This window comes from Acinetobacter sp. YH12099, from assembly GCF_013419195.1.
Lineage (GTDB): Bacteria > Pseudomonadota > Gammaproteobacteria > Pseudomonadales > Moraxellaceae > Acinetobacter > Acinetobacter towneri.
Map to the genome: position 1 here is coordinate 197,405 of NZ_VPAP01000001.1, position 18,133 is coordinate 215,537.

20 protein-coding genes are annotated in these 18,133 nt (G+C 40.7%); 14 read left to right on the top strand and 6 right to left on the bottom strand.

The annotated features are described in order from the left end of the window. Positions 1–105: 105 nt before the first annotated feature. From FTU39_RS00960 to pabC, 4 genes are all read right to left on the bottom strand, one after another. Entirely contained in the window at positions 106–516 is a 411-nt protein-coding gene (locus FTU39_RS00960; protein WP_096901103.1) for a PaaI family thioesterase, read from the bottom strand. A 118-nt stretch (positions 517–634) separates the two neighbouring features. Further along, positions 635–1,243: a dTMP kinase gene (tmk, locus tag FTU39_RS00965; protein ID WP_131261157.1), complete on the bottom strand. Its 609-nt coding sequence runs from the start codon at positions 1,241–1,243 to the stop codon at positions 635–637. Between the two features lie 2 nt (positions 1,244–1,245). Continuing rightward, positions 1,246–2,310: an endolytic transglycosylase MltG gene (gene mltG / locus FTU39_RS00970; RefSeq protein WP_178865640.1), complete on the bottom strand. Its 1,065-nt coding sequence runs from the start codon at positions 2,308–2,310 to the stop codon at positions 1,246–1,248. Continuing rightward, positions 2,303–3,136 (bottom strand): aminodeoxychorismate lyase, encoded by an 834-nt coding sequence (gene pabC, locus FTU39_RS00975; RefSeq protein ID WP_004971738.1) that lies wholly within the window; start codon positions 3,134–3,136, stop codon positions 2,303–2,305. Before pabC ends, mltG begins: the two co-directional genes overlap by 8 nt. Before the next feature lie 160 nt (positions 3,137–3,296). Between pabC and FTU39_RS00980 the strand changes: the two genes are divergently transcribed. The 7 genes from FTU39_RS00980 (at position 3,297) to FTU39_RS01010 (ending at position 10,349) form a co-directional block, all read left to right on the top strand. Next, positions 3,297–4,304, top strand: coding sequence for a sulfate ABC transporter substrate-binding protein (locus FTU39_RS00980; RefSeq protein ID WP_180051608.1), 1,008 nt, complete (start codon positions 3,297–3,299; stop codon positions 4,302–4,304). 319 nt (positions 4,305–4,623) lie between these two features. Further along, positions 4,624–5,229, top strand: coding sequence for an alpha/beta hydrolase (locus tag FTU39_RS00985; protein ID WP_178865643.1), 606 nt, complete (start codon positions 4,624–4,626; stop codon positions 5,227–5,229). Positions 5,230–5,316: 87 nt separating this feature from the next. Continuing rightward, the gene (gene cysT / locus FTU39_RS00990; RefSeq protein WP_004971748.1) at positions 5,317–6,150 is read left to right on the top strand and encodes a sulfate ABC transporter permease subunit CysT; all 834 of its coding nucleotides are present in this window, start codon (positions 5,317–5,319) and stop codon (positions 6,148–6,150) included. Further along, positions 6,147–7,040 (top strand): sulfate ABC transporter permease subunit CysW, encoded by an 894-nt coding sequence (gene cysW / locus FTU39_RS00995; protein ID WP_096901108.1) that lies wholly within the window; start codon positions 6,147–6,149, stop codon positions 7,038–7,040. The genes cysT and cysW overlap by 4 nt, the downstream gene beginning before the upstream one ends. Positions 7,041–7,051: 11 nt before the next feature. Continuing rightward, the gene (locus tag FTU39_RS01000; protein WP_180051609.1) at positions 7,052–8,113 is read left to right on the top strand and encodes a sulfate/molybdate ABC transporter ATP-binding protein; all 1,062 of its coding nucleotides are present in this window, start codon (positions 7,052–7,054) and stop codon (positions 8,111–8,113) included. A 52-nt stretch (positions 8,114–8,165) separates the two neighbouring features. Continuing rightward, positions 8,166–9,089 (top strand): CysB family HTH-type transcriptional regulator, encoded by a 924-nt coding sequence (locus FTU39_RS01005; RefSeq protein ID WP_178318841.1) that lies wholly within the window; start codon positions 8,166–8,168, stop codon positions 9,087–9,089. 201 nt (positions 9,090–9,290) lie between these two features. Beyond that, complete coding sequence (locus tag FTU39_RS01010) at positions 9,291–10,349, top strand: outer membrane transporter family protein (RefSeq protein ID WP_257224378.1); 1,059 nt, start codon at positions 9,291–9,293, stop codon at positions 10,347–10,349. Between the two features lie 165 nt (positions 10,350–10,514). Here the strand turns inward: FTU39_RS01010 and carO are convergent, their stop codons facing one another. Then, positions 10,515–11,258 carry an ornithine uptake porin CarO gene (gene carO, locus FTU39_RS01015; RefSeq protein ID WP_180051610.1) on the bottom strand — a complete coding sequence of 248 codons (744 nt, stop codon included), beginning with the start codon at positions 11,256–11,258 and terminating at the stop codon, positions 10,515–10,517. A gap of 298 nt (positions 11,259–11,556) precedes the next feature. Between carO and dapD the strand changes: the two genes are divergently transcribed. The 5 genes from dapD (at position 11,557) to FTU39_RS01040 (ending at position 14,878) form a co-directional block, all read left to right on the top strand. Then, positions 11,557–12,378, top strand: coding sequence for a 2,3,4,5-tetrahydropyridine-2,6-dicarboxylate N-succinyltransferase (gene dapD, locus FTU39_RS01020; protein ID WP_004971762.1), 822 nt, complete (start codon positions 11,557–11,559; stop codon positions 12,376–12,378). A gap of 80 nt (positions 12,379–12,458) precedes the next feature. After that, on the top strand, positions 12,459–13,169 hold the full coding sequence (gene queE / locus FTU39_RS01025) for a 7-carboxy-7-deazaguanine synthase QueE (RefSeq protein ID WP_179989039.1): 711 nt from the start codon (positions 12,459–12,461) through the stop codon (positions 13,167–13,169). A 90-nt stretch (positions 13,170–13,259) separates the two neighbouring features. Next, entirely contained in the window at positions 13,260–13,931 is a 672-nt protein-coding gene (queC, locus tag FTU39_RS01030) for a 7-cyano-7-deazaguanine synthase QueC (RefSeq protein WP_136144778.1), read from the top strand. A 13-nt stretch (positions 13,932–13,944) separates the two neighbouring features. Next, positions 13,945–14,349 carry a hypothetical protein gene (locus tag FTU39_RS01035; RefSeq protein WP_004971768.1) on the top strand — a complete coding sequence of 135 codons (405 nt, stop codon included), beginning with the start codon at positions 13,945–13,947 and terminating at the stop codon, positions 14,347–14,349. Positions 14,350–14,419: 70 nt separating this feature from the next. Next, positions 14,420–14,878, top strand: a complete 459-nt coding sequence (locus tag FTU39_RS01040; RefSeq protein WP_180051611.1) for a peroxiredoxin — start codon at positions 14,420–14,422, stop codon at positions 14,876–14,878. A 78-nt stretch (positions 14,879–14,956) separates the two neighbouring features. On the opposite strand, the gene FTU39_RS01045 is transcribed toward FTU39_RS01040, so the two are convergent. Further along, positions 14,957–15,529 (bottom strand): nicotinate-nicotinamide nucleotide adenylyltransferase, encoded by a 573-nt coding sequence (locus FTU39_RS01045; RefSeq protein WP_096901115.1) that lies wholly within the window; start codon positions 15,527–15,529, stop codon positions 14,957–14,959. A gap of 411 nt (positions 15,530–15,940) precedes the next feature. Here FTU39_RS01045 and FTU39_RS01050 point away from each other — a divergent pair, with 411 nt between their 5' ends. Beyond that, positions 15,941–16,741: an enoyl-CoA hydratase-related protein gene (locus FTU39_RS01050; RefSeq protein ID WP_096901116.1), complete on the top strand. Its 801-nt coding sequence runs from the start codon at positions 15,941–15,943 to the stop codon at positions 16,739–16,741. A gap of 149 nt (positions 16,742–16,890) precedes the next feature. Further along, positions 16,891–17,667 (top strand): nitroreductase family protein, encoded by a 777-nt coding sequence (locus FTU39_RS01055; protein ID WP_180051612.1) that lies wholly within the window; start codon positions 16,891–16,893, stop codon positions 17,665–17,667. The last annotated feature ends 466 nt before the right edge of the window (positions 17,668–18,133 follow it).

Below are 18,133 nucleotides of genomic sequence, written 5' to 3' on the forward strand. Positions count from 1 at the left end.
ATTATTTTTTAACCAATAAAACCCTGATTTTCATGTGGTATGTGTACATATGTAACCACATGGTAAATATAAGTAACTAAAATTAAGATAAAGCTGACTTTATTCTCAGCCAATCTGTGGAATCGAATACGTCCCTGTGACATGCGCCACGGCATCATCTACACCTTCGGAATATACCCAAACCTCACCGACCACGAGGTTTTTCCCTACTTTCATTAAGCGACATTCACCACGTAAATTACGGCCTGCTGCGGGCTTGCGTAAAAAGTTGATGTTTAAATTACTGGTCACCGCCAAAGCCACCAAACCTAATTCGCCTAAAATGGCGATATAAAGTGCATAGTCTGCAACGGTCATCATGGTCGGCCCCGATACTGTGCCGCCTGGACGTAAATCACGTTCATCGATGTGATAATTCACCAATGCCCCACGTGGGGTGATGGATACAATTTCACATTTTTCCAAACTTTGCGGAAACTCAACTTTTAAAAATTCAATAATTTCGTCTTTGGTCATATTTACTATTCGCTATTATTTAAATAAAAAAATCTTCTAAAGCATTTCCACTATAGAAGATTTTTCCATTCAATCAAATGCATAACCATGACCCATTGGCTTGTTATACCTTTGTTTGTTATGCCTTAGCTTGCAAATAGTGCATCGCCTGTGCAAATACTTGATCGGGGCTTTGTGTTGCATCTAAGCGCTTCACTCGCTCAGGGTGTCGCTCCCACAAAGTTTGATAGCCACCTCTTACTTTCTCAAAGAAAGTTGCTTTCTCTTGTTCAAAACGATCAAGTTCACCACGTGCCCGTGCACGGGTCATACCCAGTTCAATCGGTGCATCCAGCCAGAAAGTTAAGTCAGGCATACGTGCCACAAAGTTATTATTTAAAGTCTGCAACTTGCTTTCACTCAAACCACGTCCTGCACACTGATAAGCAAAACTCGCATCACTAAAACGGTCACACAGTACAGTTTTTCCTGCAGCCAACGCAGGTAAAATCACCCGATCTAAATGCTGTGCACGCGCTGCATACATCAACAATAACTCAGTGTCTGAACACATTTTTTCTTCATGGTTGACCTCGAGCAACAAAGCACGAATTTGCTCTGCCATAGGGGTTCCACCCGGTTCACGGGTTAAAACCACCGACTGACCTTGTGCAGTAAAATAATCATGAATACGGCGAATAAGTGTAGTTTTGCCTACCCCTTCAGTACCTTCAAAACTGATAAACATGCTTATTCCCCTGATTTTTTCATGCGCAGTACGTTTAAATATTCCTGTACGGCACGGTTATGATCTTGCAAATTGGTGCTAAATTTATGCCCACCGTTACCTGTCGCCACAAAATAAATGTTGTCAGATTGATCTGGATGCATCGCCGCTTCAATGGCTTTTTGACTTGGCAATGCAATTGGCGTTGGCGTTAAACCACTCATGGTATAGGTGTTGTATGGCGTTGGAGTGCGTAAATCCTGACGGGTAATATTGCCCTGATAACGCTCTCCCATACCATAAATCACGGTTGGGTCAGTCTGTAAACGCATCCCCAGTTTTAAACGACGTACAAACACACCCGAAACCTGCTCTAATTCAGCATCAACATTGGTTTCTTTTTCAATAATAGATGCCATGATTAAAGCTTCATATTTATTTTTATAGGGCAAATCTGCTGCACGATTATTCCAAGCATCATCCAATGATTTCATTTGACGCTGATATAAATCGGTTAAAATTTTACGGTCAGTTTCACCTTTGGCAAAGAAATAAGTATTCGGCGCAAATAAACCTTCGGGATGTGTAAAAGGAATATTTAAAGCTTTTAGCATTTGATCATATGGCAAATGCGACACTTCTTTGGTGACTAACTCATCTTTCTTTAACGCATCAATCAATTGTTTAAAAGTCGTGCCTTCGATCACCAAAATACGGTTCATTTGTGCATTTTCAGCATTGGCGATCATTTCCATAACCTGACGTACACTCATACCCTGACGAACTTCATACACGCCTTTTTTCATGCTGTCGTGAATCATCACCCGTTGATAGAGCTTTAAAACAATTGGAAAATTCACATGATCTTGTTCTGCCAAACGATCAATAAAGCGTGAATAGGTATCACCATCATTAATTGCCAATAATTGTTTTTTGCCTTCAATAGGATAATCTTTAAATAAGCTTGACCATAAGATCATGCCAATGACCAAAAACAGTCCGAGTACAAAAATAAGCGCACCCTGAATAGCACGCTTAGACCATATAGGTTTGGTTTTCTTTTTAGATTTTGATGGACGCTTAGACATAAGAATGAATCTGATTCAGTTGAAGTTGCTTAAATAGTTCCACACACGGCTGCACATCTAAAACCTGCTGCCCTAAATGGCTGACAATTTTCATGGGCGTTAAGGCATTACAGAAAAACAGACTTTGAATCTGCGCAATTTCCGAAACATGAACATCACGCTGTTCACAATGCAAATTCTGTTGTTGCATGCGCGATAAAATTTCTGCCCGCATGACACCGTGCACGCCATTATAACCAAGTTGCGGGGTAATCCATGTATTGTTTATACGAATGAAACAATTACTACTCACACCTTCAACCACACTGCCCTGTACATCAGTAACCAAAGCTTCTGTCCAGCCTTTTTGATCGGCTTCTTGTTTGAGCAATACCTGTTCAAGTCGGTTTAGACTTTTCAGCCCAACTAAATTCGGCATGCTTAGTCCAATCGCTTGTGCCAAGATGCCACTTTGAATGATGTCATAATGATATGCCGTATCTAAAGCCGCTTGTACTTGTGGATAGAAAAACACCCAAACATCGGCAGGATGATCAGGCAAGCTGTAGCCACGCTGCCCCACACCACGACTTAAAACAATCTTCAAAGTACCATTTAACTCGCCATGCGCCTGCTTTAAAATTGTCAGCGTTTCAGTGATTAACTCAAGATTGGCATTTAAAGAAAGTTGGCGATTGGCATATTGCAAACGCGCCAAATGGCGGTCAAATAATTCAATTTGATTTTGGCGAAAACGTGCAGTGCTAAAGCATCCATCACCATAATGAAACGCGCGATCTAACACATGAATCTGCTCGGTAGGCTTGGCATTTTTATAACACTGCATGGAAGAAGTACTCGTTATTTATCTCTAAATATAGAAAACAATGAAGAAATTTATATTTATCATTTACTGATATTCACCGCATTTTAAATTATTTTTTCAGCAAATAGACTACCGATATGCTTGCCTCATTCAGCAACAGATTTAATACCTGAGGTCAAACATGAACTTTACAAAACTGAAAATTGGACTACTGGCGGCAGTACTTTCGGCAACAACCTTGAGCGTTTCTGCAAAAGACTTTCTGAATGTTTCCTACGATCCAACCCGTGAATTATACGATAACTTTAACAAAGATTTTGGTGCGTACTGGAAAAAAGCCACGGGGCAAAACATTAACTTTAAACAATCACATGGCGGTTCGGGCAAACAGGCACGTGCGGTAATTGATGGTTTGGGTGCCGATGTCGTGACTTTGGCGCTGGCTGCCGATATTGATGAAATTGCCAAACGTGGTCTATTACCCAAAGACTGGCAAAAGAAATTTCCGCACAACTCGACCCCTTACACATCCACAATTGTATTTTTAGTGCGTAAAGGCAATCCGAAAGCGATTCAAGATTGGGGTGATTTGATCAAACCAGGAGTAGAAATCATTACCCCAAATCCCAAAACATCTGGCGGTGCACGCTGGAACTATTTGGCAGCGTGGGCATGGGCAAAACATCAACCTGCGGGCAATGATGCTAAAGCGCAAGAGTTTGTTCGCCAAATTTATAAACAAACCAAAGTATTGGATTCAGGCGCACGTGGCTCAACCACCACTTTTGCAGAACGTGGCATTGGTGATGTTTTGTTAGCTTGGGAAAATGAAGCCTATTTAGCCGTGCGTGAACAACCGGGTAAATTTGAGATCATCACACCTTCTCTATCTATTTTGGCTGAACCGCCTGTGGCGATTGTAGAGAAAAATGTGCAAAAAGATGGCAATCAACACTTAGCCAAAGCCTATTTAAACTATCTCTATTCGCCTGCGGGTCAAAACATTGCTGCGAAGAATTATTACCGACCACGTAATGCTACGGTGTTGGCACAATATAAGTCGCAATTTAAACCATTGAAGTTGGTGACTATTGATCAAGAGTTTGGTGGATGGAGCAAAGTTCAGAAGCAACACTTTGAAAATGATGGCATTTTCGATCAGATTGTCAAAGCCAACCAAACCAAATAATACTCCGAAAGGTAAATCATACCAAAGCGCTAGCTGAAAACACCCAAATTGAAAAATGCGGGTGTTTTCACAAACGCATTTTTACCTGATTCACATATATCTCTTTTATTCATATAAAATTCATTTTTAATTATTTTTTTTGCATAGAAACTCTAGTTATCCTTGTTGCAGATTATTTAAAACATGAATTTTACAGCATTATCTTACTGAGTTTTGAATCCAAGTGATCACAGCCAAAGCTGAAAATGATGGGTTCAATTCATATTCAAGCGTTATTCAGATCATTATTTCAGGCTGAAATATGCGAAGGAGCATCGACATGATTCATACCGTAATTGTTCCAGGTGTAGGTGGCAGTGAATATGCGCACTGGCAATCTTGGTTACAACGACAACTCATGTCTTGCTCGCGTGTACAACAGTCAGACTGGAATAGCCCAATTTTACAGAACTGGGTTGCTGAATTTGTCAAAACAGTTGCCCCGATTCAGGACGACATTCAAATTGTGGCGCACAGTTTTGGTTGTCTGACCACAGTGGCAGCATTGGCGCAGCACCCTGAACTGCAGGCGAAAATAAAAAATGTGGTTTTGGTTGCACCTGCTAACCCTGCCCGTTTTGGTGAATCTGGTTTTGCACAACACAGCCAAAGCAATTATTCGGCTTATTTTCAGCAACTTAAATTGGCTGTACCGACACGCTTATTGATCAGTGAAAATGACCCGTGGCTAAGTTTTGCAGATGCACAGGCACTTGCCCAAGCATGGCAATTAACACCGATTAATTTAGGACAAGTGGGTCATATTAATGTTGCATCAGGCTTTGGGGCATTTCCTGAAATTTATGATTATTTGATTGCAGAAAATATGCAATCACATATCAGTATTTCTGATAACAACAAGTATTTATTCAAATTTGCAATTTAATCTTCGCAAATTATGCTTGTGCCGAATTTATCTTTTACTTTTATCTGTTTGTTTTCAAACACTCATTCTCTCTTTTGAGGAGTCATCATGTCGCAGCGATCCAAAGTGCTGCCAGGATTTGGTCTTTCTCTAGGCTTTACCCTAGCGTATTTATCCTTAATTGTTCTTATTCCCTTATCGGCTGTATTTATTAAATCGCTGGGTATCGGTTGGGATGGTTTATGGGAAATTTTAAGTTCAGAACGTATCCAAAAATCTTTGCAACTCAGTTTTAGCGCTGCGCTCATTGCAGCCTTTATTAATGTCGTCTTCGGCTTATTATTGGCATGGTGTTTGGTACGATACAGCTTTCCGGGCAAACGTATTATAGATTCTTTGGTCGATTTACCTTTTGCATTGCCTACTGCAGTTGCGGGTATTGCCCTGACTTCTTTATACGCACCGACTGGCTGGATTGGACAATATTTAGAACCATTAGGCATTAAAGTCGCGTATACCCCTATCGGGATTACCCTTGCCCTGATTTTTATTGGTATTCCATTTGTTGTGCGTACCGTGCAACCCGTACTCAGTGACTTAGAAACCGAGTTGGAAGAAGCAGCATCTGCGCTAGGGGCTAACCGCTTTCAAATTGTCACCAAAGTGATTTTCCCTATTTTATTGCCTGCACTGATTACAGGTTTTGCCCTCGCATTTGCGCGTGGCGTGGGTGAATATGGCTCGGTGATTTTCATTGCAGGTAACCAACCATTTAAAACTGAAATTGCACCCTTAATGATTATTTCTCGTTTAGAAGAATATGACTACGCAGGTGCAACCACAATTGCTGTGGTGATGTTGCTGATTTCTTTTGTCATGCTGTTCTTAATTAACTTATTACAAGCATGGGCAAGTCGTCGCACAGGGAGAACTGCACGATGAGTTTAAATACCAACAGCAATGCTTTGGCTGAAAAACTACAATCACGCGATGCAACACGTGAACCGACTTGGGTACGCTATACCCTGATTGCAATTGCCTTCATTTTCTTCTTAAGCTGTCTGATTTTGCCGCTGATTTTGGTTTTTGTCGAAGCGTTTAAACAAGGCATTGGTGTCTATGCCCAAGCATTGGTGCATCCTGACACTTTATCGGCAGTGAAATTAACCTTACTCACTGCAGCCATTGCCGTACCTTTAAACGTGGTATTTGGTATTGCCGCAGCGTGGTCAGTGGCGAAATTCAATTTCCGTGGTAAGTCGATTCTCACCACCTTAATTGATATGCCTTTTTCAGTTTCTCCGGTCATTGCAGGTTTAATGCTAGTCCTGATTTTTGGTACACAAGGTTGGATGGGCGGCTGGTTGATGGAACACGACATCAAAGTTTTATATGCCGTACCTGCAATTGTGATTGCCACCATCTTCATTACTGTACCTTTTGTGGCGCGTGAATTGATTCCTTTAATGGAAGCGCAAGGCACAGAGGAAGAAGAAGCTGCGATTGTATTAGGTGCATCGGGTTGGCAGACCTTCTGGAAAGTCACTTTGCCAAATATAAAATGGGGTTTAATTTACGGCGTGATTCTGTGTAATGCCCGCGCAATGGGTGAGTTTGGCGCGGTATCTGTGGTATCGGGGCATATTCGCGGAGAAACCAACACCCTACCGCTGCACGTCGAAATTCTCTATAACGAATATACCTTTAGTGCTGCGTTTGCGGTGTCCTCTCTCTTGGCACTTCTCGCGATTGTGACCCTGATTTTAAAAACTTGGGTTGAAATTCGCCAAGAAAAGCAAAACCAACGCAATGAAGATTCAACTGTTTCTTAAGGAATGACCGCATGAGTATTCAAGTTAAAAATATTGAAAAAAATTTTGGTGCATTCCATGCACTTAAAGACATCTCCCTCGATTTTCCAGATGGCCAACTGGTGGCGCTGCTTGGGCCTTCAGGCTGTGGTAAAACCACCTTGTTGCGTATTATTGCAGGATTAGAGTCGGCAGATCGTGGGCAAGTGATATTAGAGGGTCAGGATGCAACCGATGTGCATGTGCGCGAACGTCAAGTTGGATTCGTTTTCCAACACTATGCCCTATTCCGCCACATGACCGTATTTGACAATATCGCATTTGGTTTACGGGTACGTCCACGTGCAACCCGACCTTCAGAAGCCGAGATTAAAAAGCGTGTTATGCGTTTACTCGACTTGGTACAGTTAAGCTTTTTAGCAGACCGTTATCCTGCACAATTATCGGGTGGACAACGTCAACGTATTGCTTTGGCACGTGCCTTAGCGGTAGAACCACGCGTATTGTTATTGGATGAACCTTTTGGTGCGCTTGATGCCAAAGTGCGTAAAGAATTACGTCGTTGGTTAAGAACTTTGCATGATGAATTACACATCACTTCAATTTTCGTGACCCACGATCAGGAAGAAGCACTCGAAGTTGCCGATCAAATTATTGTCATGAACAAAGGTAATGTCGAACAAATTGGTTCACCGCGTGAAGTGTATGAACAGCCTGCAACTCCGTTTGTATTTGACTTCTTAGGTCAAGCCAACCGTTTTGAAGGACAACATCATCAAGGGGTTGTGCAAATTGGTGAAGATCGCGTACAACTTCTCAATCAACCGAATGCACCACAAGGCAAAGTGATTGCATTTGCGCGTCCAGATGAGTTGCATATTCATGCCCAACCACAGGAAAATACCATTCAAGCGACCTTCTTACGTGAGGTTTGGATTGCTGGTAAAGTAGTTGCAGAATTGCAAGATCGCCAAGGGAATTTAATTGAAATTGCACTCACTGCAGATGGAGCGAAACTGCACCAATTCCGCCCAAATCAAACGGTTTGGTTAAGTGTAACCACTTTACATTTATTTGAAAATCAAGTCGCATAAGGACATCAAGATGGAGCCTAACCCGCTCCATCCTTTTTAGGGTTGCACCACTATGAACTTCCAACAACTTAGAATTATTAGAGAAACCGTTCGGCAAAACTTTAATTTAACCGAAGCGTCTGCGGCACTATACACTTCTCAATCGGGCGTGAGTAAGCACATTAAAGACCTTGAAGATGAACTTGGTGTGCAGCTTTTTGTGCGCAAAGGCAAACGTCTATTAGGTTTAACCGAGCCAGGACAAGCTTTGCTGAGTATTGTCGAACGCATGTTGGTTGATGCAGATAACATTAAACGCCTTGCCGATGACTTTAATAAAGTCGATGAAGGCACGCTCACCATTGCGACTACACATACCCAAGCGCGTTATGTGCTGCCGCCTATTGTGAATTTGTTTAAAAAAGAATTCCCTAAAGTACATTTGATTTTGCAACAAGCCAGCCCTGTAGAAATTGCCGAAATGCTGCTGCAAGGTGAAGCCGATATTGGTATTGCAACTGAATCTCTAACCACTGAAGAGAACTTAGCAAGTGTGCCTTATTATGACTGGTGTCACAGCATTATTACCCCACAAGATCATCCTTTAGCCAGTAAAACTGAGATCAGCCTGACCGATTTGGCAGAATATCCAATCATCACTTATCACGGCGGCTTTACGGGACGTTCTAAAATTGACAAAGCATTTACCGATGCAGGAATTGATGTCAATATCGTCATGTCTGCACTCGATGCAGATGTCATTAAAACCTATGTTGAATTGGGCATGGGCGTAGGTGTGGTGAACAATGTGGCATACGATGCAGAACGTGATTACCGCCTAAAACAAATCCAGACCGATATTTTTGGAGTAAACACCACGTGGATTGCGGTTCGCAAAGGACACTTACTACGTGGTTACGGCTATGAGTTTATTTCTTTATGTGCCCCGAATGCCGATATTAAAGCTTTAAAACGTATCGCCTATCCTGAAGAATAAGCCAAATCAGATCAACATAAGTACGTAAATTGACGTGCTTATGTTTCATCACTTTGCCATGAAATTGATTTATCTTTTTGTGCAGCAAATAATTGAAATAATGATTTATATTTTATAAAAACCATGAATAATATAGAATCTAAAATAAAAAATACGATTCAATTTTAAATACGATTCTATAATTTCGACCAAGGGCGTAACATGAAATATCACATTTATACTGCGTTATTCTACGTGCTGCCCATCGGTCATGTTTGTGCTGCAGGCTTAGAACGCAGCAATCAATCCATTCAAGCTTTCTTTGAAAAAGGCAATTATGCAGAAGTGTCTGTGCTGCAAGTCAACCCGAATGTTTCAGGAAAAGTGCAACCTGTTTCATCTCTAGGGAGTCCAGAGTTTTCTACAGGCGATATGGTGAACAATCAACACTACTTTCAAGCCGCCTTAAAACTACAACCGCATCCACAAGTTTCGGTCGCATTATTATTTGACCAACCTTTTTTTACGGATGTGGATTATCAGTTCAAAACGACTCACCCCTCTTCAGAAATTGCAGACGTTGAATTCGATTCAAACAACATGACTGCAGTGGTTGGCTATCAACCAAATGCAAACTGGAATCTGTTTACTGGTGTCAGCTACCAATCCTTTTCAGGGAATCTCAAAATTGGTACACACGTCGAAAATTTTTATGTTGATTATGCTGTGCATTTCCCTAAAGATCACGCATGGGGCTGGCTGACAGGTGTCAGCTATCAGCTTCCTGAATATGCTTTCACTACTGCTATTACCTATCGTTCTAAAATAAAGCACCACACCAAGGCAAGAGAAAGTTTTTGGGGGACTCAGATTGCACCACAGCATGCGACTACTATTCAAACACCAGAATCGATTAATCTAGATTTTCAAACAGGTTTACCTGCCCAAAATTTTCTCTATGCATCCTTAAGATGGGGGAATTGGCAAGATTTTGAAATTCAACCCACACAATATGCTGCAATGCTACAGCAAGTACCCAATATGAATTTAAATCTGATTGATTACCAAAAAAATCAGTGGTCGGTACGTTTGGGTTTAGCGCATCAATGGTCACCCAAATGGATCACTGCTGTTGAAGGATTGTGGGACTCAGGTGCAGGAAACCCAGCTTCCAGCTTCAACCCTGTAGATGGTTATTTAGGTTTAGGTACTGGCCTTATTTATAATTTCACCCCTAAAACTTTTGTGATTAGCGGTATTCATTATCTGTACTTTAATTAACCAAAGAATGAACAAGGGTCTTCTTTGCTTTCACAAAGCTCACACTTTTCACAACTCGAAGAACGGGATGCTTGGATTTATCATCTCAAACTTGCACACCGTTTTTAGTCCATAAAAAAACGAGCCGAAGCTCGTTTTTTAAGGTTTAGCTAAAACTAATGGATATTACCAGTGGTAACTGACACCTAGTTTCGCGACTGGCATCCATTCGTATTTGTCATCGTTACGGATTTTTTGTTCTTCCGCACGTACTGACTCTGAAATACTTGGAGAACTAGCAACTGCATTAGATAAATTACCATATTCACTTAAATTAACAGTCGGATTGCCTGTATAGAACGCACCAACTTCACCAAATACACCCCAATTATTGTTAATCTTTGGAGCAAAACCTAAACCTAGATATGGCGCAATGTCATTTTCATAAGCGAGTTTACCTTTCACCCCACCTAAACCTGTGTATGCAACATCATTTACATGAATAGTACCTTGAGCATTTTTATTTTGCTTATCTAAACCGTATTCATTGTCAATATAGCCAACACCTGCTGCAACATAAACGCCTTGTGCCCATTTACTTGGACTTGCACCCCATGGACGAATTTCAGCATTTAAATAGGTCAAGTTATTGTCCATATCCATATCGTACTTAGTACCATTAATAGATAAGTCATCCGACCAAGAAATATCGCCACCGTTATAACCAAGAGCTAAGCCCACATACGGGTTTGCAGTCCATAGTAAGGCACCACCATAACCTGTCGTACCGACTTCAGCACGTACGCCTGTTGGAATGAGTTGGTTACGATCAAACGCATAACCATCTTTTACCACGGCTGTATCTGCCATTGCAGAACCTGCAACTGCTGCCAATACCGAAGCGGCTAAAATTGTATGTAAAGTTTTCATTGTGTTTCTCCTCAAACTAAAACTTTTTGAATTTTCATTCGTTTTGTCATGAGAAAACTATAGAGCATGTTGCGCTCAGCTTTTATGCAAAATTCACCCCGTTTTTGTTATTTTTTGATACAAATTTATTCTTATTGTTTATTGCAAAAGCATTTATTTTCAAAACTTCAACAATTTAGCGCTCAACTTAACTTGTTTTATTTTGCCAAGGATAAATTCCAATCTGTTCCAATTTTTATCTATTCCTCACTCAATATAGTGTAAAATCTTCGGAAATTTTTTTCTGGTAAGAACATCGATGTCTCAGCTTTCAACAATCATTGAACAAGCATTTGAAGACCGCGCTAATTTCAGCGCTGCAGATTGTCCCGCTGAAATTCGTCAGGCAGTTGAACAAGCAATTGCAGGTTTAGATAACGGCACATTACGCGTTGCTGAAAAAATTAATGGTGAGTGGATCGTTCACCAATGGTTAAAAAAGGCAGTTTTGTTATCTTTTAAACTCAATGATAACAAGCCAATTGAATCTTGTGATTTGCGTTTCTACGACAAAGTAGACACGAAATTTACAGGTTGGACTGACGAGCAATTCAAACAAGCAGGTGTGCGTGTTGTACCGCCAGCAGTTGCACGTAAAGGTTCATTCCAAGCCAAAAATGTGGTGTTAATGCCATCTTATGTCAATATTGGCGCTTATGTAGATGAAGGCACCATGGTTGATACATGGGCAACTGTAGGTTCATGTGCACAAATTGGTAAAAACGTGCATTTATCGGGTGGTGTAGGTATTGGTGGTGTACTTGAGCCACTTCAAGCAAACCCAACTATTATTGAAGATAACTGCTTCATTGGCGCACGTTCTGAAATTGTTGAAGGCGTGATTGTGGAAGAAGGTTCTGTCATTTCTATGGGCGTTTATATTGGTCAATCGACCAAAATTTATGACCGTGAAACTGGCGAAATCCATTATGGTCGTGTACCTGCAGGTTCGGTGGTAGTTTCTGGCAACCTGCCTTCTAAATGTGGCACTTATAGCTTGTATGCTGCTATCATTGTGAAGAAAGTAGATGCGAAAACCCGTGCAAAAACCAGTTTGAACGACTTATTACGCGAAGACTAAACTTTTTTTAGTTTTCTCCATCTCTACGGCCAGCAATGACCGTAGGGATTTTTGTTTTTTTACATACTGTGATGAATTTTATGAATACCCTCCGATCTTCCGCTATTCCTGTTTCTGATCCGTCTGCGGGTTTACGCATTACGGAGATTTTCTATTCGTTGCAGGGCGAAGCCAATACATCAGGCTTGCCAACCGTGTTTATTCGTTTAACGGGTTGTCCATTGCGTTGTCATTACTGCGATACCACCTATTCTTTTGAAGGTGGCGAACGTCAATCTTTAGATGACATCATCCAAACCACGCTAGATTTTAAAACACCGTATGTATGTGTGACAGGTGGTGAACCTCTGGCTCAACCGAATGCACTGCCACTCATGCAACGCTTGGCAGATTTAGGTTGTGAAGTGTCTTTGGAAACCAGTGGAGCTTTAGATATTTCTAAAGTGGATAACCGTGTGTCGAAGGTGCTGGATTTAAAAACCCCTGCATCGGGTGAAATGTCACGCAACTTATTATCAAATTTAGATTTTTTAAACCCACATGATCAAATCAAATTTGTGATTTGTAATCATGACGATTATCTTTGGGCGAAGCAGCAAGTTGAGCAATATCAGTTGCATAAAAAAGTCGATACAGTGTGGTTCTCCCCTGCATTTGCTGTCGAAAAAGGTGCAGTCGCCTTGCCACAACTTGCACGTGATTTGGCACAGTGGATTTTAGCCGACCATCTCCCTGTTCGTTTCCAATTGCAATTACATAAATTGCTTTGGAATGATGAAACAGGTCGTTAATCTCCTCACGAATCCCCCATTCGTATTGACGTCAATCTTCACACTTTTGCTCAAGTTCTATCGCTATATTTTAAAATTTGGAGTTCAATTATGCGCCCTCGTGCCATTGTATTGTTATCTGGTGGATTAGACTCAACCACGTGTTTGGCATGGGCACAAGCGCGTTATGAATGTATTGCACTTAGTTTTATGTATGGTCAACGCTCGACTACAGAGCTAGATGCTGCACGTGCCTTGACTAAAAATGCAGGCATTGAGCATCGTGTGATTAATATTGATTTAGGCAACTTGGGCGGTTCTGCCCTGACCGATCACAGCATTGAAGTACCTGATCATGAGCAAGAAGGTATTCCTGTGACTTATGTGCCTGCGCGTAATACCATCTTCCTGTCTTATGCTTTGGCAGCTGCCGAAGTTTTTGATGCAGAAGCAATTGTGATTGGTATTAATGCGGTAGATTATTCGGGCTATCCTGACTGTCGTCCTGAATTTATTGATGCTTTTGCCAATATGGCACGCTTGGCAACCAAAGTTGGCGTAGAAGGCAAACCGTTAAAATTTGAGACACCTTTGTTACATTTATCCAAAGCAAATATTATTCGCTTAGGTATTGAACATGGCGTAGACTATAGTCAAACGGTTTCTTGCTACCAAGCAGATGACCAAGGACGTGCTTGTGGTAAATGTGACAGCTGTCGCTTACGCAAACAAGGTTTTGCCGATGCTGGTGTTGCAGACCCAACGCGTTATATACCGTCATAACAAGGTAAAGTGTATGAAAAATTTGAAATCAAACATTATAGTTTCTGCGATTATGTCTGTTGCTGCATTATTCGCAACAACGACACACGCAAATAATGACAAGTTGCAACAAGCATATAAAAGCACCAATGTAAAAGCAGCTTTAATTAATGTTTGTAAAGAAGAAACTGCAAAAGGCAAAAAACTGACTACAGCTGAAGTAAGCAAATATTGTACTTGTGCAGTAGAAGCAGATGGTAAATTAACCAACGCTCAAAAATGGGAAATTCAAAGCGCAATTAACCAGAAAAAGAGCCCTGCGACTTTAGCTTTTGTACAAAAGCAAAATAAAGATTTGCAAACTTGTTTTGGTCCTCAGCTTACAGGTAAATTAAAAACCTTAACTGAAGAAGCAATGAAAGCGGCTGAGAAAAAATAATTTTTCTTAACAATTTCAACTAGCCACTTTATGTGGCTAGTTTTTTATGTGCATGATTTTGGAGAAAAATATGAGCACGACAATTCAATTACCAAATCAAGATTTTCCTGCAACCACAGGCGAAGTCAATTTAACCGAACTTGGTACAGATTGGTTAGTGGTGTATTTTTACCCGAAAGATTCTACCCCAGGCTGCACCACACAAGCTGTCGATTTTACTGCGCTAAAGCCACAATTTGATGCGCTTAATACCACCATCATTGGCATTTCGCGCGACTCAGTCAAAGCCCATCAAAACTTTACCGAAAAACAATCTTTAGGCATCAACTTGATTAGCGATAAAGAAGAAGTATTGTGTCAGTTGTTTGATGTGATTAAAGAAAAAAATATGTATGGCAAAAAAGTTATGGGCATTGAACGCTCTACTTTTATTTTCCATCAAGGTCAATTACTGAAAGAATATCGTAAAGTCAAAGCTGCAGGACATGCCGAGCAAGTGCTTACGGATTTAACCGCTTTACAGGCTTAATTTTCAGCCTCTAAAAAAACACAATGTTCTGGATGATTGAAAGCTTTTTCAATCATCCTTTTTCATTTAAAAACTGGATTACTCCGTCAAATTACTGCTGTCCTGCTGCTGGTATTTGTCTTGTAATTGACGATAAATTTCCGTGTTTTGAAATGCGGTTAAGAAATCAATTGTGCCTTGCGGGAAAAAATTAGGCTGTATTTCCCCACGATAATAAGCCTCACGTGCAGGCGTAGCAGACATGGCATCTTGCAAGCTGTCTAATTCTACCATCTCCCATTCAGGGAAAAACTTTAAATAATAAGACGAGTCATCTTTAAAATGCCCAATTAAACCAACACGATCTTGCGGTTGAATCAATTCACCGACTAAAGATTTGACTAGTTTTTGCCATTTTTCATCATTGTAGACATCTACGACATGCACAAACTTAATCCGTTCTTGCATCTCAGGTGAAAAGTTAGACAAAATCATCTGCTCACGTTCTTTGGCTAAAAACGGATTTTTTAAATTGCGCTCATTTTGTGCAGAACCTAATGCCAAAATCACATAATGACTACGTGCTAACGCAATTTGAATGGTTTGCAAATGCGCCAAATGAAATGGCTGAAAGCGGCCAATGAAAACCAAATAATCAAACGTATATTGCATAATAAATACGCCAATCCTAATTTTGATAACAACATGATGCTATCTGATACGCGGAAATGTCATCCACAACCTGCGTGGTATCAACTCATTATTGTTTTTGCAAGATAATAAATCAAAAACAATAATTGGGCAGGTTTCGTGGATGACAAATGGTTTTGCCTACTTTTGCCAAAACAAAAGTAGGTCGAACCGAAGGTTAATCCTAAAATAGAATTAATAGACGTTAAGATTCCGCCTTGCTTATTCATTTTTTAAATGAACAACCCCAAATTCTAAATAAATTTCACATTGAATTAGGAACGCAAATCTCATCATTCACTAACTTTTTATGAACTCATGAGTTGTGCCAGCGCTGCGAATTTGCGACATAATGAGCCATAAATTCAAACCAATCAAAGCAAGGATAGTACGATGACACTGAGCTGTATTCAACAACCTCACCCACATTTGAATGCGAATTTAGACAATGGCGTACTGACTTTAGCCATCAACCGACCAGAAGCAAAAAACGCGCTGTATGGTGAATTGTATTTGTGGATTGCACAAGCCTTAGATGAAGCAGATCAGTCCAACGCAGTACGTTGTGTAATTTTACGTGGCACAGATGCAGATTTTAGTGCTGGCAATGACATGCAAGACTTTATGAAGTCTGCTGCACTTAAAGGACAACTACCTGCTGCCGAAGGCCCTCCATTCATCTTATTAAAATCTGCAGCTAAGTTTTCTAAACCGCTGATTGCAGCTGTACGTGGGGTGGCAATTGGCATTGGTGTCACAATTCTATTACATGCAGATTTGGTATATAGCGACAATACTGCCCTATTCCAAATTCCATTTGTGAGCTTGGGCTTATCGCCTGAAGGTGCATCAAGCAAACTTCTAGTAGAACAAGCAGGCTATCACAAAGCGGCTGAACTGTTGCTAACTGCACAAAAATTCAATAGCGAAACGGCATTATCGGCAAATTTAGTTAATAGCATTGAAACCGATGTCTATGCAACGGCGCAACAAAAAGCAGCACAATTGGCAGCTTTACCATTGGCATCACTTAAACAATCTAAAGCCCTCATGAAACATAATGTCAATGAGATTGTGGCGTGGATTGACCATGAAGCAGAGATTTTTATGCAACGTGTCGGCTCAGCAGAAATGATGGAAGCGGTGCAGGCCTTTATGCAAAAACGTAAACCTGATTTCAGCCAATTTAATTAAACGTTGTTTAACTGAAATGCGATTAAACTCATTTCAAGTAAACTAGACGTTTTAAACCACATTCATCTTGGCTGAATGTGGTTTTTTCTTTATTCGCCCCCATATTCTGCAATGAGCTGTCAATCATTAAAAAATTGAGGAAAATTGTAATGTCTAATCCAAATCCAGCCGATGTTAAAGCTGAAAAAAAAGAACGTTATTTTGAACCTGCACCACAAGATATTGATGTAGAAAACTTTAAAAAAGTCATTCAAAGCCGTCGTTCGGTGCGTAAATTTACCGACAAAGCCATTCCTGCGGAAGTATTGGATGATTGTTTAGATATGGCTTTATTGGCACCAAACTCATCTAATTTACAACCGTGGACTTTTGTCGTGGTGCAAAATCCTGCCAAGAAAAAACAACTGGTTAAAGCCTGCTTAGGACAACTCGCTGCTCGTACTGCAGCAGAGCTAATCGTGTGTATTGCACGTACAGACCGTGTTGATGAAATGGCAAAAAAGAACATCAGCGAGTTTCCTTTTCCTGAAGCACCTGCAGCAGTCAAAAAATATTACAAGTTTATTCCTTATAACTACATGACTGGCTACTTAAACGCAGTAGGTAACTTTAAGAAAGTCGCTTTCAAAATTGCACGTAGTTTAGATAAACAATTACCTGTAACTGCATTTAACCCTGCCGATGCCAAACTTTGGGCGAGTAAAACCACTGCACTCGCTTGTGAAAATATGGTCTTGGCCCTTCGCGCACACGGTTTTGATAGCTGTATGATGGAAGGTTTTGATGAGCCGATGGTACGCAAACTCTTAAAACTGAATGAACAACAATTTCCAGTGATGGTGATTGCTGCAGGTGAACGTGCCGAAGATGGTGTCTTTTTCCCGCAATACCGTTTTGACCGTGACCTGTTTATTCAGAAAGTCTAGGGGCTGTTAACATTTCATAAATGGCTTGCGCTGTAGGCTAAAACTGAGCAGATTAGGCATGAAACGCAAGGAATAACGAGACTATTGCCAAGTTTCATAACGTAATCTGAGAAAGTTTTAGCCACATGAGCAAGAACAAAGCGCTGCTTTGTTTGCTGCGCAAGGGGACGAGCATATTTTTTGCTGCTATTGCGTTATGAGTCAGTCATTTAGAATAACTAAATTTCCTGCCCCATGCCTTATATCAGCTAAAAAACCTTGCGAGATATATCTCTCACGTCGCAAACATAGATGAAGTGTCAACAGACCCTAATATTTCAACTGTATTTTTAAAACCTAGCCACATTTTGACTCGTGATAAGGCGACAAGGATGTCGCCCGTTAGACTGTGGTACAGGACGTACCATCAGTCTAACAGAGGGCTTTTGTTACTTTTCGCCCGTGAAAAGTAAAATCTATCTACGCA

Excerpts from the sequence above, each read along its gene's own strand:
- FTU39_RS00960 (WP_096901103.1), bottom strand. The coding sequence starts at position 516 with ATGACCAAAGACGAAATTATTGAATTTTTAAAAGTTGAGTTTCCGCAA.
- tmk (WP_131261157.1), bottom strand. The coding sequence starts at position 1,243 with ATGTTTATCAGTTTTGAAGGTACTGAAGGGGTAGGCAAAACTACACTT.
- mltG (WP_178865640.1), bottom strand. The coding sequence starts at position 2,310 with ATGTCTAAGCGTCCATCAAAATCTAAAAAGAAAACCAAACCTATATGG.
- pabC (WP_004971738.1), bottom strand. The coding sequence starts at position 3,136 with ATGCAGTGTTATAAAAATGCCAAGCCTACCGAGCAGATTCATGTGTTA.
- FTU39_RS00980 (WP_180051608.1), top strand. The coding sequence starts at position 3,297 with ATGAACTTTACAAAACTGAAAATTGGACTACTGGCGGCAGTACTTTCG.
- FTU39_RS00985 (WP_178865643.1), top strand. The coding sequence starts at position 4,624 with ATGATTCATACCGTAATTGTTCCAGGTGTAGGTGGCAGTGAATATGCG.
- cysT (WP_004971748.1), top strand. The coding sequence starts at position 5,317 with ATGTCGCAGCGATCCAAAGTGCTGCCAGGATTTGGTCTTTCTCTAGGC.
- cysW (WP_096901108.1), top strand. The coding sequence starts at position 6,147 with ATGAGTTTAAATACCAACAGCAATGCTTTGGCTGAAAAACTACAATCA.
- FTU39_RS01000 (WP_180051609.1), top strand. The coding sequence starts at position 7,052 with ATGAGTATTCAAGTTAAAAATATTGAAAAAAATTTTGGTGCATTCCAT.
- FTU39_RS01005 (WP_178318841.1), top strand. The coding sequence starts at position 8,166 with ATGAACTTCCAACAACTTAGAATTATTAGAGAAACCGTTCGGCAAAAC.
- FTU39_RS01010 (WP_257224378.1), top strand. The coding sequence starts at position 9,291 with ATGAAATATCACATTTATACTGCGTTATTCTACGTGCTGCCCATCGGT.
- carO (WP_180051610.1), bottom strand. The coding sequence starts at position 11,258 with ATGAAAACTTTACATACAATTTTAGCCGCTTCGGTATTGGCAGCAGTT.
- dapD (WP_004971762.1), top strand. The coding sequence starts at position 11,557 with ATGTCTCAGCTTTCAACAATCATTGAACAAGCATTTGAAGACCGCGCT.
- queE (WP_179989039.1), top strand. The coding sequence starts at position 12,459 with ATGAATACCCTCCGATCTTCCGCTATTCCTGTTTCTGATCCGTCTGCG.
- queC (WP_136144778.1), top strand. The coding sequence starts at position 13,260 with ATGCGCCCTCGTGCCATTGTATTGTTATCTGGTGGATTAGACTCAACC.
- FTU39_RS01035 (WP_004971768.1), top strand. The coding sequence starts at position 13,945 with ATGAAAAATTTGAAATCAAACATTATAGTTTCTGCGATTATGTCTGTT.
- FTU39_RS01040 (WP_180051611.1), top strand. The coding sequence starts at position 14,420 with ATGAGCACGACAATTCAATTACCAAATCAAGATTTTCCTGCAACCACA.
- FTU39_RS01045 (WP_096901115.1), bottom strand. The coding sequence starts at position 15,529 with ATGCAATATACGTTTGATTATTTGGTTTTCATTGGCCGCTTTCAGCCA.
- FTU39_RS01050 (WP_096901116.1), top strand. The coding sequence starts at position 15,941 with ATGACACTGAGCTGTATTCAACAACCTCACCCACATTTGAATGCGAAT.
- FTU39_RS01055 (WP_180051612.1), top strand. The coding sequence starts at position 16,891 with ATGTCTAATCCAAATCCAGCCGATGTTAAAGCTGAAAAAAAAGAACGT.